Genomic DNA, 15,540 nt, shown 5'->3' on the forward strand with positions numbered 1-15,540 from the left:
TTTACGATTCAGGGGCGCTGCATCTTGCAGCTGGTGGGCATCTCGGCGCGCTCGGCAGGGATGGTGCGCACCACGCGGAAACCGTAGCCGGATCCTTCGACATCGAACTTGACGCCGGGACTGCCCTGCCGGTCCATCACGCCTACCACCAGGGACTGCTGGAACTGGTGATCGGCAGCACGCATGCGGCCGCTCTGCCCAGCCAGGCTGACCTCGGCCTTCTCGAGCGCACGGGCGACGGCCACGGTGTCGGTGCTGCCGGCACGCTCGAGGGCCTGCGCCAACGCCTCGACCAGGAGCTGCATCCGCATGTGCACATAGTCGTCGGCCGGCTTGGGGAAGCGCTCGCGGAAGGCGCGGTAGAAGCCCTCGGACTCGCGCGTCTGCACATTGGGCAGCCAGTCGGCCACCGCGACGACGCGTCCGATGCCGGCGTCGCCGATGGCCGCCGGCGCGCCGAGCGCATTGCCATAGAAGGTGTAGAAGCTGCCGTTGAAGCCCGCCTCGCGCGCCGCTTTCACCAGGAGCGTCAGGTCGTTACCCCAGTTGCCCGTGACCACGGCCTGCGCCCCGCTCGCAAGGATTTTACTCGCGTAGGGAGCGAAGTCCTTCACGCGGCCCATGGGATGCAGCTCCTCGCCGACGATCTGCACATCGGGCCGCAGCGCCGCGAGCTGGCGCTTCGACTCGCGCAGCACAGACTGGCCGAAGCTGTAGTCCTGGCCGATGAGATAGGCGCGCTTGAGCGCAGCGTCGTTCTTCATCACGTCCATGAGCGCGGTGACGCGCATGTCGGCATGGGCATCGAAGCGGAAGTGCCAGAAGCTGCAGCGCTCGTTGGTGAGCACCGGGTCCACCGCCGAGTAGTTGAGGAAGAGCACGCGCCGGGAGGCATCGCGCTCGTTGTTCTTCTCGACGGCGTCCACCAGCGCCGCGGCCGTGGCCGAGGAGTTGCCCTGGAGCACGATGCGCGCGCCGTCGTCGATCGCCGCGCGCAGCGCCGACAGGGCTTCCTCGTTCTGGCCCTTGCTGTCGTAGCGGTCCAGCTGCAGAAAGCGCGCACCGCCGGGCAGCTTGACGCCGCCGCGCGCGTTCACGCGCTCCACCGCCCACAGCAGGTTGCGGAACACCGCTTCGCCGGTGTTGGCGAAGGGCCCGCTCATGCTCTCGACCAGCGCCAGCCGGATCGGACTCGCGGACTGCGCTTGCACCGCAGGCACCGTGGCCGCGCATAGCGTCGCGGCCGCGAATTTCAAGGCCCTGCGGCGGCAAATAAACCTGGAAGAACGCATCTTGAAACGCCTCCCGCCGCGCCTAGATGAGACGGCAAGCGGCACTCTGTTGAAAGGCCGCGCAGTGTAAGGGACACACCTTTCTTGTCCCCATTGTGTTCATTCAGGAGTACCTCACCATGTTTTTCGAACCCGCCCTCCGCGCCACCCGCTTCGCCCCGCGCGCCTACGACCGCAGCTTCGAGCGCTTCGTCAACGACGCGTTCTCCGCAACGCGCCGCTCGGTCAACGTCGAACAAGACGAGAAGAGCTGGACCGTCACCCTCGACGTCCCCGGCTTCGCGCGTGAAGAGCTGACGATCGGCATCGAAGGTGCCGTCGTGCGCATCGAGAGCAAGGCCGACGCCAAGCGCAAGTTCAAGGCGGCCTACGAGCTGCCGCAGGACATCGACGTCGCGGCCAGCGAAGCCAAGCTCGAGAACGGCGTCCTGACCCTGAAGCTCGGCAAGCTGGTTCCAGTCAGCAATGTGTCCCAGCTCACGATCAACTGATCGGACACAAACGTGTTTCAGAAACACTGAAGGCGCAAGAAGCTGAACGGGCCGGTAACTTTTTGTTGCCGGCCTTTTTCATTTCTGAACACAAAATGTGTTCAAAGAACGTCACATTTGTGGCGTTTTTTCGATGCTTTCTTCCTCGTTTTGAGCGATTGGACCGCTCGAGCTGCGCACGCAGCAAAAGGTCACACGCGCTTGATGAAGCAACCATGAAAACGCACCTGAAACCTGCCAGTAACGAATCTCGCTCGGACACCCTGCTCGTCTTCCTGCCGGGCGCCTTCCTGAAGCCTGAAGAGTTCGAACGCGAAGGTTTCATCAGCGCAGTCCGGGAGCGTGACCTGGCGGCCGACGCCCTGCTGGTCGATGCCGACGTCTCCTACTACTACGACCAGACCTTCATCGAGCGGCTGCACCACGACATCCTCCAGCCGCAGCGCGCCCTGGGCTACAAGTCGCTGTGGCTGATCGGCATCTCGATCGGCGGCTTCGGCGCCCTGATTCACGAACTGGCCAAGCCCGGCGCCGTCGACGGCATCGTGGCGCTGGCGCCCTATCTGGGACGCCGCCCGCTCGGCGCCGAGATCCACAAGGCCGGCGGCCTGCGCGCCTGGAAGGCGCCTGAAGGCCCGCCGCCGGACCAGGAGGTCGATCGCAAGCTCTGGCCTTGGCTGCAGCAGTACGCCGCCGCCAAGCCGGCCACGGAACTGCCGCCGCTGTACCTGGGCTTCGGGCTGGCCGACCGCTTCGCGTCCAACCACCGCCTGCTGGCCGAGGCGCTGCCGGCCGGCCGCGTCTTCACCACCGAAGGCGGCCACGACTGGCCGCAGTGGTCGCAGCTCTGGCGCAAGATGCTCGACGTGCTGCCGCTGCCCGCGCGCAGCGCCCGCAGGAGCGTGCCTACCCGAACTGCGGCTCCGGCGCACCCAGCGACGCCAGTGGCCATCGCGGCTTGACGTCGAAGGCGTAGCGATCCGTCGCGGCCTGCAGGCCGGACTGCAGCCGCATCGCGGCGGCCATTGCGATCATCGCGCCGTTGTCGGTACACAGGTGCAGTTCGGGGTAGTGCACCCGCACCCCGCGCTTGGCGCAGGCCGCATCCAGTTGCTGACGCAGCTCGCGATTGGCGCCCACGCCGCCGGCGACCACCAGGCGCTTCAGGCCGCTCTGTGCGAGGGCCGCCATCGATTTCTTCAGCAGCACGTCGACGATCGCGGCCTGGGTCGAGGCCGCGAGGTCGGCCTTGCGCGACTCCAGCTCATCGCCGAGCTTGCGGGCCTGGGTCAGCACCGCCGTCTTGAGCCCCGCAAAGGAGAAGTCGAGGTCGCCGCTGTGCAGCAGCGGCCTCGGGAGCTTGAAGGCCCCGGCATCGCCCTGCTCCGCCAGCTTCGCGAGCCACGGGCCGCCGGGATAGGGCAGGCCCATCAGCTTGGCGCTCTTGTCGAAGGCTTCGCCGGCCGCGTCGTCGATGGTCTCGCCCAGCAACTCGTAGCGCCCTACCCCATCCACCCGCATCAGCTGCGTGTGGCCGCCGGACACGAGCAGCGCCACGAAGGGAAATTCCGGTGGATCGGCGCTGAGGAAGGGCGACAGCAGATGGCCCTCGAGGTGATGCACGCCCAACACCGGCTTGCCCAGGGCAGCCCCCAGGGCGCAGGCCACGCCCGCGCCCACCAGCAGCGCACCGGCCAGCCCTGGCCCGCGCGTGTAGGCGACGACGTCGATATCGGCCAGCCCGTGGCCGGCCTCCGAAAGTACCTGCTGGGCCAGCGGCAGCACGCGCCGGATGTGGTCGCGGCTCGCCAGCTCCGGCACCACGCCGCCGTAGGCCTGGTGCATCGCGATCTGGCTGTGCAGCGCATGGGCCGCCAGGCGCGGCAGGCCGCTGGCGCCCGACTCGACCAAGGCCACGCCGGTCTCGTCGCAGGACGATTCGATTCCCAATACAAACATGCGACGAGTGTAGGGGCCCGGATCTGCCGGGGCACGATTGTTGCTGCATGTCCTTAGGATGGGCCACCGGCCCGCCGCCCCGCCCCGCCCCACACCACGATGAAGTCCGGACTGAGTTTTCTGATCGCCGCGCTGCGTTGCGAGATCGACGAACTCGATCAGCTCGCGCGCACCAGCGCGCTCGTCGGCACCATCGGCCGCCTGGTCCATGCGCTGCAGCGCGAGCGTGGCCTCTCGAACGTGCTGCTGGCCTCGGGCGGGCGGCGCTTCGTGGCGCAGCGTGAAGCGCAGATGGCTGTCTGCCTGCGTGCGGAAGAAGCCGTGCGCAACACCTTCGACCGGCTCGACACCGAGGCGGTGCGCATCGGCAACGGCGCGCGCCTCTTCAGCCGCATCGCCTGGGTCCTGCCCGGCCTGGATGCGCTGCCCGAGCTGCGCCGCCGCATCGGCGCAATGGAGCTGTCGGCCGCCGACGCCACGGCCGCCTTCGTCAAGTTGGTCGCCGGCCTGCTGGCCGTGGTGTTCGAGGCCGCGGACGGTGCTACCGACCCGGAGATCTCGCGCCTCCTGGTGGCCATGTTCAATTTCATGCAGGGCAAGGAATTCGCGGGCCAGGAACGCGCCTGCGGCGCCGCGGCCTTCGCCTCCGGCCGCAACGACGGCGCGCGCCAGCAGCAATGGTTGCACCTGATCGAGTCGCAGGAGCGCTGCTTCCAGGTCTTCGCCGATTTCTCGGGCCCGGCGCTGGGGGAGCTCTGGCGCACCAGCCAATCCGCCCCGCAGCTGGCCGAGCAGGAACGCCTGCGGCGCATCGCCTGCGCGGCGCCGACGGGCGTGAGCCTGGACGCCGAGCTAAGCCAGGTCTGGTTCGACTGCTGCAGCCGCCGCATCGATGCGATGCAGGCCATCGAGGAGCGCCTGGCCGCCGACCTGCGCCTGCTCTGCGAACAGAAGACGGCGCGCGCCCGGGCGGAGCTGCACGCCCATGAAGCGCTGCTCGCCGAGCTGGCGGTCGAGCCCGGCGAGGCAGTTGCCGCATTCTTCGATGAGCTGCCTCCGGCCGACACAGAGGGCAGCCCGCCGCGCGCCCTGTCGGCGGCCGCGCCCATCGGACGCCAGCTGGAACGCTCGGTGCTGGAGATGGTGCAGGAACAGTCGCACCGCCTGCAGGCCATGAGCGACGAACTCGAGACCGTGCGCGCCGCGCTCAACGAGCGCAAGCTGGTGGAGCGCGCCAAGGGCCTCTTGATGGCGCACCGCCGGCTCAGCGAGGAGGAAGCCCACAAGATGCTGCGCCGGACCGCGATGAGCCAGGGCCGCCGGCTGGTCGAGGTGGCCGAATCGGTGCTCTCGATGGCCGAGTACCTGCCTGGCGATCCCGTGCGCTGAGCATCCCGGTCTGAATTGGTGCGCTGCACAACAAGGGTGCCAAACGGAGATCGGGAAGAGACAACCGCGCGCGCCTTTCCAGCTGAGCTTCTCGCGCTACCGATTCGATAGCAACCCGAGGCGCAACCTCACTGGCACGCGCCTTGCTTTGAAGAGCTTGCATAGGCCCGCAAGGGTCTTCAGGCAGGCGGCATCCAACGGCGGGTGCGGGCCACCACAACCGGACAAAGGCGTCCCCATCCCGCAAGGGCTCGTTCACGAGCGGCTCCTGCGTGGTGTGGACGCCTTTTTGTTTTTTGCCTTCTCGTCTTTCACCTTCGGAGTGCGCCCCATGAACGATCTGCTGAAACCGAAACTGAGCCGCCGCCGCATCCTGCAGGCTGCCGCCGTTGGCGCCGTCGGGCTCGACCCCGCCCTGCGCGCTGCCGTCTGGGCCCAAGGCTCCGACAAGCCCGAGAAGGAGGAGGTCAAGATCGGTTTCATCCCGCTCACCGACTGCGCCAGCGTGGTAATGGCCTCGGTGCTGGGCATCGACAAGAAGTACGGCGTGAAGATCGTGCCCAGCAAGGAAGCCAGCTGGGCCGGCGTGCGCGACAAGCTGGTCAACGGCGAACTCGACATGGCCCATGTGCTCTACGGCCTGATCTACGGCGTGCACCTCGGCATCAGCGGCCCCAAGAAGGACATGGCCGTGCTGATGACCCTCAACAACAACGGCCAGGCGATCACGCTGTCGAAGAAGCTGGCCGACAAGGGTGCGGTCGACGGCGCCTCGCTGGCCAAGCTGATTGCCACCGAAAAGCGCGAATACACCTTCGCCCAGACCTTCCCGACCGGCACCCACGCCATGTGGCTTTACTACTGGCTGGCCTCGGCGGGCATCGACCCCTTCAAGGACGTGAAGAACATCGTGGTGCCCCCGCCCCAGATGGTGGCCAACATGCGTGTGGGCAACATGGACGGCTACTGCGTCGGCGAGCCTTGGGGCCAGCGCGCCATCATGGACGGCATCGGCATCACCGCTGTGACCACGCAGGACATCTGGAAGGACCATCCGGAGAAAGTGCTGGGCACCACCTCTGACTTCGTCAAGAAGTACCCCAACACCGCACGTGCGGTGACGGCCGCGATCCTGGAGGCCGGCAAATGGATCGACACCGGCCTGCAGAACAAGAACAAGATGGCCGAGACCATCGCCGACAAGAGCTACGTCAACACCAGCGTGGACGCCATCAACCAGCGCATCCTGGGCCGCTACACCAACGGCCTCGGCAAGAACTGGGACGACCCCAACCACATGAAGTTCTACAACGACGGCGCGGTGAGCTTCCCCTACCTGTCCGACGGCATGTGGTTCCTCACGCAGCACAAGCGCTGGGGCCTGCTGAAGGAGCACCCCGACTACCTCAAGGTCGCCACCGAGATCAACCGCATCGACATCTACAAGCAGGCCGCGGCGGCCACCAAGACCTCCGTGCCCAAGGACGCGATGCGCACCAGCAAGCTGATCGACGGCGCGGTGTGGGACGGGAAGAACCCGAAGCAGTACGCCGATTCCTTCAAGCTGCACGTCTGAGGAGCAAGCCATGGTCAGTGCCGTCTTTCACTCGCCGCTCGAAGCCGCCGCCGGGCATGTCGCCGCCCCCGCGATCTCCAAGAGCATCGCCTCCGCGCCATTGGCCGCGGTGGCGCCCGTGCAGGAGGCGCCCGAGCGCACCCCGCGCACGCCGCGCGACTTCAGCTGGATCTGGCTGCGCGTGCTGCCGCCGATTCTGGGCTTCGGGCTCCTGGTCCTGGTCTGGGAACTGGTCGCGCTGAAAAGCACCAACGGCTTTCCGTCGCCGGGCACCGTCTGGCAACAGGCGCTGACCGTGTTCAGCGACCCTTTCTACAGCAAGGGCCCCAACGACCAGGGCGTGGGCTGGAACGTGCTCTCCTCGCTGCAGCGCGTGGCGCTGGGCTTTGGGCTGGCGGCGGCGGTCGGCATCCCGGCGGGCTTCGCGATCGGCCGCTTCAGCTTCCTCGCGCGCATGTTCAACCCGCTGATCAGCCTGCTGCGTCCGGTCTCGCCGCTGGCCTGGCTGCCGATCGGCCTGCTGGTCTTCAAGGGCGCCAACCCGGCCGCCATCTGGACCATCTTCATCTGCTCGATCTGGCCCATGATCATCAACACCGCGGTAGGCGTGCAGCGCGTGCCCAGCGACTACATGAACGTGGCGCGCGTGCTCAATCTCTCCGAGTGGAAGATCCTCACCAAGATCCTGTTCCCCGCCGTGCTGCCCTACATGCTCACCGGCGTGCGCCTGGCGGTCGGCACCGCCTGGCTGGTGATCGTCGCCGCCGAGATGCTGACCGGCGGCGTCGGCATCGGCTTCTGGGTCTGGGACGAATGGAACAACCTCAACGTCGCCAACATCATCATCGCGATCTTCGTGATCGGCATCGTCGGGCTGGTGCTCGAGTTCGCCCTGATCCGGATCGCCACGGCATTCACGTTCGAAGAGGTGAAAGCATGAGCGATTCGAAGTTCATCCAGATCGAGGGCGTGGAGCAGCGCTTCAAGACGCCCAAGGGCAGCTTCCTGGCGCTGCGCGACATCGACCTGCACGTCGCCAAGGGCGAGTTCATCACGCTGATCGGGCACTCGGGCTGCGGCAAGTCCACGCTGCTGAACCTGATCGCCGGGCTGGCCACGCCCACGCAAGGTGCGCTGCTCTGCGCCAACCGCGAAATCAAGGGCCCGGGCCCGGAGCGCGCCGTGGTGTTCCAGAACCACTCCCTGCTGCCCTGGCTCAGCTGCTACGAGAACGTCTACCTCGCGGTGGAGCGCGTGTTCGCGGCCACCGAGAACCGGGCGCAGCTCAAGGCGCGCACCGAAGCGGCGCTGGCGCTGGTCGGCCTCACGCCTGCCGCGCAAAAGCGCCCCGGCGAGATCTCGGGCGGCATGAAGCAGCGCGTGGGCATCGCCCGCGCCCTGTCGATGGAACCCAAGGTGCTGCTGATGGACGAGCCCTTCGGCGCCCTCGACGCGCTCACCCGCGCCAAGCTGCAGGACGAGCTGCTGGCCATCGTGCAGAAGACGCACAGCACGGTCGTGATGGTCACGCACGACGTCGACGAGGCGGTGCTGCTGTCCGACCGCATCGTCATGCTCACCAACGGCCCGGCCGCCACCATCGGCGAGGTGCTGGCGGTCGACCTGCCGCGCCCGCGCAACCGCGTCGAGCTGGCGGAAGACCCGGTCTACGTCCACGCCCGCAAGGCCGTGATCGACTTCCTCTACACGCGGCAAGCGCACGTGGAGAAGGCCGCGGCCTGACCCGCACCGCCGAACACCGGCTCAGGACATGATGACCTGCAGACTGTGTTCGTACGAGGCGGTGAGCCGGTCGAAGGTATCGGCGAGCACCTCCGTGGCGCGCACCAGGTCGGCGCGGCCCTCGGCCCGGTCGGCCTGGCGCACGCCGCGCACCAGCCGCAGCCACTCGTCGCGCGCGCCGCTGAGCGCGGCGCGGATCTCGGGCGAGCTCAGCGGCGCGCGTTCCAGCTCCAGCAGCGAGGCTTCGAAGGCGTCCATCGTCGATGCCAGCTGGGCGCTCCACGCCCCCTCCGGCAGCATCGAGGCAAGCAGCGCGTCCTTGGCCAGGCGCTGCGCCCGCATGCGCTGCCGGCCGCAGAGATTGACGATGCGCAGCGCCCGCCGGCCGGCCGAGGACTCCAGCACGTCCGTGAGCGCCTCGGCAGCGTTCAGCAAGGCCTCGGCACTGGCATCGATGTCGGTCAGCGCCGCAGGTCCGGGCCGCGCTGCCAGTGCCGCGTCCAGGGCCTCCCACGCCGAGCGCACCGCACCCAACGCCTGCATGCTGGTCGCGTCCAGCGGGAGGCCGGCGAGATGAGCGAGGTTGTCCTTGACCCGTTCGACCGACTCGGTGCGCAGCGTGCGGCTGCGGCGCGCATCCACGCCCGCGAGCGCCTGCGCCGCCAGGCGCACCAGCCGCTGCGAGAGCATGCGCAGCTGGCCGGCGCGGTTGATGGCCTCGGCCCACTGCGCGGCCTCGACCACCGAGCGCGAGAGCTCGCCGACGCGCAGGTTGGCATGCATCGCCGCGCCGCGCAGCAGCCCGAAGGCGGCGTCCTCGCCGATGCCGCGCGCCGTCATCAGAAGCCCCTTGGCGCGGTCCACCCACTTGCGCTCGTCGAGGTGTGCGAGCGAGCGCGCCAGTGTGTCGCGCAGCGCCGCCTCGCGCTGCCAGCGCGCCTGCGCACACGCGAGCACGGCGCGCAGGGTCGACGCATCCAGGGTGTCAGCGCACGACCAGGCCTGCACGCCCAACCCGACGAGTTCTTCATGCACCTGCGGCGGCAGCGGCTCGCTGACCACGACGACCGGCAGCGGCGGCGCGCCGGCCCAGGCCTGCAGCGCGGCCTGCAGCCCGGGGATCGATGCCGGCTCGTGAACCAGCACCTGCTGCGGCGCGAGCAAGGCAGCCTCCTGCACCATCGTGTCGCAGGTGGCCCATCCGATGGCCGCCGCATCCGCGTCCGCCAGGATCTGGCGCAGTGCTTTGGACGGCGCATCGGCAACGGGATCGGGCAGGACGAGCAGGAGTCGGTTCATGGGAGGTTGGCCTCAGGCGCTCGGAGCATAGGCGAAGCGCTGGGTGGGTGGCAGGCACGCGTCTTGCGTGTCAGAGGGCGTGGTGTAACGAAGCACCGCTTTGGTGAAGTCCTCGGCCAGCGCGCCGACCCGGATCCCGGCAGGGAGCCGCTCACCGCCAGTCCATCCCGCCGCAGCCCGGCGGGACACCCCCCTTTCATCGCCCATCCACGCAGCCGCGCCACGGTTGCGCGGATGCTTTTCGCATAGCCATCGCCACCGCCAACGCCATGTCCAGCTTCAAGTCCTTCCTGCGCTCCGGGCACGCACCCACCCTCTTCGCGGCATTTTTCTACTTCATGTTCTCGTGCTGCATCTGGGTGCTGAACGGCGCGATGGCGCCTTTCATCAGCGAGACCTTCCAGCTCACCCCCGCGCAGAAGGGCCTGATGTTGTCGATCCCGATCATCGCGGGCGCGCTGATGCGCTTCCCGCTCGGCATCCTGTCGCAGTACATCGGCCGCAAGAACGCCACGCTGGTGGAAATGGGCCTGATCGCGGTGGCGATGCTGTTCGGCTTCTTCATGGTGCACAGCTTCAACGACCTGCTGGCGATGGGCGTGCTGCTGGGCATCGCGGGCGCCAGCTTCGGCGTGGCCCTGTCGCTGGGCTCGGGCTCCTTCCCGCCGCAGAACAAGGGCCTGGCGATGGGCCTGGTGGGCGCGGGCAACGTGGGCACGGCGCTGTCGGTGCTGGTCGCACCGCCGCTGGCGCAGTGGCTCGGCTGGCAGGCCGTCTACGGCGTGGCGGCGGTAGCCATTCTGGTCCCGATGGCGGTGATGGCGCTCTTCGCGCAGGAGCCGCCGGACGTCGACAGCCACGCCAGCCTGCGCGAGCACATGGCCTGCCTGTTCGAGAAGGACGGCTGGGCCTTCAGCCTGATCTACGGCATCACCTTCGGCGGCTTCATCGGCCTCATCACCTTCCTGCCCTCCTACTACTACGATCAGTTCGGCGTGAGCAAGGTGCAAGCGGGGCAGCTGACGATGCTGGCGGCCTTCATGGGCGCCGCGGTGCGCGTGATGGGCGGATGGATCTCCGACCGCTGGGGCGGCGTCAACACGCTGACGCTGGTGCTGGTGGTGTCGGCCGTCACGCTGGCGCTCATCGGCTTCACGTCGAGCTCGCTGGCGCTGACCACGCTGCTGCTGATCGTCTGCTTCGCTGCGCTGGGCGCGGGCAACGGCGCACTGTTCCAGCTGGTGCCGCTGCGCTGGCCCACCACCACGGCGGTAGCCGGCTCGATGATCGGCGAGATCGGCGCCCTGGGCGGCGGCCTGGTGCCCAATGCGATGGGCCTGTCGAAGCAGTACCTCGGCAGCTACACCTGGGGCTTCGTGCTGTTCGCGGTGCTCGCCCTGGTGATGCTGGGCGTGATGCGGTTCATGCAGATCCGCTGGACCCGCACCTGGGCAGAAAAAGGCGGCCGCGCGCGCACTGCGCCGCACGCCGCGAACCACGAGGCCGATCGACCGGTGCGCCCCATGCGCCGCAGCGCCGGACGGTAGTGACCATGCGCCGCCCCTTCCCCCTCTCGCGCTCAGCGCGGCAGGAACAGAAGCCAGTAGACGAGCAGCGCGTTGAAGAGCAGCGACGCGGCCAGCCCGAGCTTCCACAGCAAGGCCGGATCGCGCCGCGCGAGCGGCGTGGCGGCCGGCGCGCCGACCGGGCGGGCGGCGCCGCGCTCCAGCGCGAGCAGCATCTCCTCGGCGGTCTCGAAGCGCTGCCGCTGATCGCGCGCCACCGCCTTGCGCACCAAGTGGTCGAGCCACATCGGCACGTCGGGCCGGATGCGCGACAGGGCGGCCGGATCGCGCCGGTAGCGCGCGCCCTGGTAGGGCTCGATCTCGCCGTAGGGCAAGCGCCCGCACAGCCACTGGTACAGCACCACGCCCAGCGCGAACAGGTCGCTGCCGGCATCGGGCAAGGCGCCCTCCCATTGTTCCGGGTTCATGAAGCTGGGCGTGCCCGCATGCAGCTCGCGCTGTGCCGCGCCTTCGCGGCCGGACAGCGCCACGCCCAGGTCGAGGATGCGCCAGTGCCCGTCCTCGCCCAGGTGCAGGTTGCCGGGCTTGATGTCCCGGTGCACCACGCCATGGCGGTGCAGCCGGCCGAGCGCCTTGCAGATCTGCGTCGCGGCCTCGACCACCTGCGCGACGCTCGGGCGGGCGCCCGCGCGCAGCATCTGCTCGATGGTGCGACCGCCATGCCAGTCGAACACGGTGTAGAGCGCGCTGGCGTCGTCGCCGCGCTCGTGCACGCGCACGAAGCCAGGCTCGCCGCGGGCGCCCACCCGCAAGCCCAGCCAGGCCTCGTGGGCGAGCATGGCGCGTTCTTCGGGGTCGCTGGCGCGCGAGGGGTGCAGGGTCTTGATCGCCACCAGCGCGCGGGTCTGCGCATCGCGGGCCTGGTAGAGGCGATGCACGCCGGTGTCGGCGACCAGCGCGGTGATCGCGTAGCCGTCCAGCACATCGCCCACTTTCAGCGCGACGGGCGGCGCCAGCCGCCGCGCATCGCCCAGCTCGTCGTGCAGCTGGCGCGCGTCCAGGCCCAGCACGCGGATGACCAGGGCCGTGGCGTTGTCGCGGGTGCCCGCGGCGATCGCGGCGTCGACCAGGGCATCGCTGGCCTGCTGCGCGCTGGTGGCCAGCGCGATCTCGGCCACGCGCGCGGGCTTCAGCACGCCATGCACCCCGTCGGTGCTGAGCACGAAGCAGTCGCCTACGCGCAGCTCGCCCTGCAGGTAGTCGACGCGCACATGGTCGTCCAGCCCCACGGCGCGCGTCAGGCGGCTGCGCAGGTCCGGATGGTCCAGCGCGTGGTCGACGGTCAGCGGCGTGGCCGCGCCCTCGCCCTTGCGCACGCGCCAGGCGCGCGTGTCGCCCACGTGGGCCAGCGTGTAGCTCTGGCCGTGCAGGGCCAGCGCCGTGAGCGTGGTCATGGCGCCGTCGTGGCGGCGGCGCCGGTTGTGGTCGGCCAGCCAGGCGTTCTGGGCGGCGATCAGCCGGTCCATGGCCACCGTCGGCTCCCAGGTGTCGGGCGTGGCGAAGTAGTCGCCCAGCAAGCCGATCACGGTGGTCTGCGCCGCCTCCAGCCCGTGGCCGCCGGACGAGACGCCGTCGGCGATCGCCGCGATCAGGCCGCGCGACTCCTCCCCGCGCGGCGCATGCACCGCGCCGGCGAAGTCCTCGTTCTGCGGGCGCGGCCCGCGATGGCTGCTGTAGCCGATTTCAACCTCGAAGCTCATGGCGCGCGATTGTCTACGCAAGCCATGGCCACCCAATTTGCTTGAGTCCAGAAAGGTCCACCCCATGAAGAAGATGAAACTCGTGATGGTCGGCAACGGCATGGCCGGCGTGCGCACGATCGAGGAGCTGCTCAAGATCGAGCCCGAGCTCTACGACGTCACCGTCTTCGGTGCCGAGCCGCATCCCAACTACAACCGCATCCTGCTGTCGCCGGTGCTGGCCGGCGAGCAGACGGTGGACGAGATCATTCTCAACAGCTGGGAGTGGTACGCCGAGAACAACATCACCCTGCACGCCGGCAAGAAGGTGGTGGAGGTCGACCGCGTCAAGCGCATCGTGCGTGCCGAGGACGGCACCGAGGCCGAGTACGACCGGCTGCTGATGTGCACCGGCTCCAATCCCTTCATCCTGCCGGTGCCCGGCAAGGACCTGAAGGGCGTGATCGCCTACCGCGACATCGCCGACACCGACTACATGATCGAAACCGCGAAGACGCACAAGAACGCAGTCGTCATCGGCGGCGGCCTGCTGGGCCTGGAAGCCGCCAACGGCTTGATGCTGCGCGGCATGAACGTCACGGTGGTGCACGTCATGCCCTGGCTGATGGAGCGCCAGCTCGACGACGTGGCGGGCAAGCTGCTGCAGAAGTCGCTGGAGGACCGCGGCCTGAAGTTCCTGATCGGCGCGCAGACGCAGGAGCTGGTGGGCAGCGAAGATGGCCGCGTGAAGGCCATCCGCTTCAAGGACGGCACCGAAGTCGCGGCCGACCTGGTGGTGATGGCCGTGGGCATCCGCCCCAACGTGGACCTGGCACAGAAGATGCGGCTGCACTGCGACCGCGGCATTGTGGTCAACGACACCATGCAGACCGTGACCGACGCACGCATCTACTCGGTGGGCGAATGCGCCGCGCACCGCGGCATCGCCTACGGCCTGGTCGCGCCGCTGTTCGAGCAGGCCAAGGTGGCGGCCAACCACCTGGCGCACTTCGGCATCGGCCGCTACTCGGGCTCGCTCACATCCACCAAGCTGAAGGTGACGGGCATCGATCTGTTCTCCGCCGGCGACTTCATGGGCGGCGAGGGCTGCGAGGAGATCGTGATGAGCGATCCCTTCGGCGGCGTCTACAAGAAGCTGGTGATCAAGGACGACAAGCTGGTCGGCGCCTGCCTCTACGGCGACACGGTGGACGGCAGCTGGTACTTCAAGCTGCTGCGCGACGGCCGCAGCGTGCACGACATCCGCGACAAGCTGATGTTCGGCGAGTCGAACATCGGTGACACCGGCCACGAGGGCCACAACAAGGCCGCCTCGATGCCCGACGACGCCGAGGTCTGCGGCTGCAACGGCGTCAACAAGGGCACCATCTGCAAGGCGATCAAGGACAAGGGCCTGTTCACGCTGGAAGAGGTCAAGAAGCACACCAAGGCCAGCGCCTCCTGCGGCTCCTGCACCGGCCTGGTGGAGCAGATCCTGATGTTCACCGCCGGCGGCGACTACTCGGCCACGCCGAAGAAGAAGGCCATCTGCGGCTGCACCGATGCCAGCCACCAGGACGTGCGCGACGCGATCCGCAAGGAGCACTGGCTCGGCCACGCGGAGGTCTACCGCGGCATGGGCTGGCGCACGCCCAACGGCTGCTCCACCTGCCGGCCGGCCATCAACTACTACCTGATCTCGACCTGGCCCAAGGAGGCCAAGGACGATCCGCAGAGCCGCTTCATCAACGAGCGCAGCCACGCCAACATCCAGAAGGACGGCACCTATTCGGTGATCCCGCGCATGTGGGGCGGCCACACCACGCCGGACGAGCTGCGGCGCATCGCCGACGCGGCCGACAAGTACAAGATCCCGACCGTCAAGGTCACCGGCGGCCAGCGCATCGACCTGCTGGGCGTGAAGAAGGAAGACCTGGCCAACGTCTGGAAGGACATCGGCATGCCCTCGGGCTTTGCCTACGCCAAGTCGCTGCGCACGGTGAAGACCTGCGTGGGCAGCGAGTGGTGCCGCTTCGGCACCCAGGACTCGACCCAGATGGGCAAGGACCTGGAGCGCGCGCTGTGGGCCATGTACTCGCCGCACAAGGTCAAGCTCGCCGTCTCGGGCTGCCCGCGCAACTGCGCCGAGGCCGGCATCAAAGACGTGGGCGTGATCGGAGTGGACTCGGGCTGGGAGATCTACGTGGGCGGCAACGGCGGCATCAAGACCGAGGTGGCGCAGTTCCTGTTCAAGGCCAAGACCGCCGAAGAGGTGATGGAGTATTCGGGCGCCTTCCTGCAGCTCTACCGCGAGGAGGGCTGGTACCTCGAGCGCACGGTGCACTACATCGGCCGCGTGGGCCTCGACTACGTGAAGAAGAAGATCCTCGAGGACGCCGAAGGCCGCAAGGCCTTGTGGGAGCGCCTGCAGTTCGCGCTGGACGGCGAGCCCGATCCGTGGTTCGAGTCGAGCCAGGCCTCGGTCGACGTGCGGCAGTTCACGCCGCTGACGGCGTGAAGACGGCG

Annotated in this window: 12 protein-coding genes; 8 read left to right on the forward strand and 4 right to left on the reverse strand. The window is 68.4% G+C overall.

What is annotated here, in order from left to right:
- Positions 1 to 8: 8 nt before the first annotated feature.
- The gene (locus tag GXN78_RS20755) at positions 9 to 1,292 is read right to left on the reverse strand and encodes a branched-chain amino acid ABC transporter substrate-binding protein (protein WP_106554203.1); all 1,284 of its coding nucleotides are present in this window, start codon (positions 1,290 to 1,292) and stop codon (positions 9 to 11) included.
- A 119-nt stretch (positions 1,293 to 1,411) separates the two neighbouring features.
- Here GXN78_RS20755 and GXN78_RS20760 point away from each other — a divergent pair, with 119 nt between their 5' ends.
- Together GXN78_RS20760 and GXN78_RS20765 are read left to right on the forward strand one after the other, a co-directional pair.
- Positions 1,412 to 1,783, forward strand: coding sequence for an Hsp20/alpha crystallin family protein (locus GXN78_RS20760; RefSeq protein ID WP_106554202.1), 372 nt, complete (start codon positions 1,412 to 1,414; stop codon positions 1,781 to 1,783).
- A gap of 215 nt (positions 1,784 to 1,998) precedes the next feature.
- Positions 1,999 to 2,745 (forward strand): alpha/beta hydrolase, encoded by a 747-nt coding sequence (locus tag GXN78_RS20765; protein ID WP_106554201.1) that lies wholly within the window; start codon positions 1,999 to 2,001, stop codon positions 2,743 to 2,745.
- Here the strand turns inward: GXN78_RS20765 and tsaD are convergent.
- On the reverse strand, positions 2,690 to 3,742 hold the full coding sequence (tsaD, locus tag GXN78_RS20770) for a tRNA (adenosine(37)-N6)-threonylcarbamoyltransferase complex transferase subunit TsaD (RefSeq protein WP_106554200.1): 1,053 nt from the start codon (positions 3,740 to 3,742) through the stop codon (positions 2,690 to 2,692). The two genes, GXN78_RS20765 and tsaD, sit on opposite strands and share 56 nt — an antisense overlap.
- A gap of 99 nt (positions 3,743 to 3,841) precedes the next feature.
- Here tsaD and GXN78_RS20775 point away from each other — a divergent pair, with 99 nt between their 5' ends.
- From GXN78_RS20775 to GXN78_RS20790, 4 genes are all read left to right on the forward strand, one after another.
- A complete protein-coding gene (locus GXN78_RS20775) occupies positions 3,842 to 5,131 on the forward strand; it encodes a nitrate regulatory protein (protein WP_106554199.1) in 1,290 nt (429 codons plus the stop codon).
- A 331-nt stretch (positions 5,132 to 5,462) separates the two neighbouring features.
- On the forward strand, positions 5,463 to 6,707 hold the full coding sequence (locus GXN78_RS20780) for a CmpA/NrtA family ABC transporter substrate-binding protein (RefSeq protein ID WP_106554198.1): 1,245 nt from the start codon (positions 5,463 to 5,465) through the stop codon (positions 6,705 to 6,707).
- A 10-nt stretch (positions 6,708 to 6,717) separates the two neighbouring features.
- On the forward strand, positions 6,718 to 7,647 hold the full coding sequence (gene ntrB / locus GXN78_RS20785; RefSeq protein ID WP_106554197.1) for a nitrate ABC transporter permease: 930 nt from the start codon (positions 6,718 to 6,720) through the stop codon (positions 7,645 to 7,647).
- Complete coding sequence (locus GXN78_RS20790) at positions 7,644 to 8,450, forward strand: ABC transporter ATP-binding protein (RefSeq protein ID WP_106554196.1); 807 nt, start codon at positions 7,644 to 7,646, stop codon at positions 8,448 to 8,450. The genes ntrB and GXN78_RS20790 overlap by 4 nt, the downstream gene beginning before the upstream one ends.
- 21 nt (positions 8,451 to 8,471) lie before the next feature.
- On the opposite strand, the gene GXN78_RS20795 is transcribed toward GXN78_RS20790, so the two are convergent.
- Complete coding sequence (locus GXN78_RS20795) at positions 8,472 to 9,749, reverse strand: type IV pili methyl-accepting chemotaxis transducer N-terminal domain-containing protein (RefSeq protein WP_106554195.1); 1,278 nt, start codon at positions 9,747 to 9,749, stop codon at positions 8,472 to 8,474.
- Between the two features lie 269 nt (positions 9,750 to 10,018).
- Here GXN78_RS20795 and GXN78_RS20800 point away from each other — a divergent pair, with 269 nt between their 5' ends.
- On the forward strand, positions 10,019 to 11,296 hold the full coding sequence (locus GXN78_RS20800) for an MFS transporter (RefSeq protein ID WP_106554194.1): 1,278 nt from the start codon (positions 10,019 to 10,021) through the stop codon (positions 11,294 to 11,296).
- Positions 11,297 to 11,328: 32 nt separating this feature from the next.
- Here GXN78_RS20800 and GXN78_RS20805 read toward each other — a convergent pair whose 3' ends face one another.
- Positions 11,329 to 13,035, reverse strand: coding sequence for a bifunctional protein-serine/threonine kinase/phosphatase (locus GXN78_RS20805; protein WP_106554193.1), 1,707 nt, complete (start codon positions 13,033 to 13,035; stop codon positions 11,329 to 11,331).
- A gap of 64 nt (positions 13,036 to 13,099) precedes the next feature.
- On the opposite strand from GXN78_RS20805, the gene nirB reads away from it, so the two are divergent.
- A complete protein-coding gene (gene nirB, locus GXN78_RS20810) occupies positions 13,100 to 15,532 on the forward strand; it encodes a nitrite reductase large subunit NirB (RefSeq protein WP_106554192.1) in 2,433 nt (810 codons plus the stop codon).
- The last annotated feature ends 8 nt before the right edge of the window (positions 15,533 to 15,540 follow it).

Source organism: Variovorax sp. WS11, from assembly GCF_010499245.1.
Lineage (GTDB): Bacteria > Pseudomonadota > Gammaproteobacteria > Burkholderiales > Burkholderiaceae_C > Variovorax.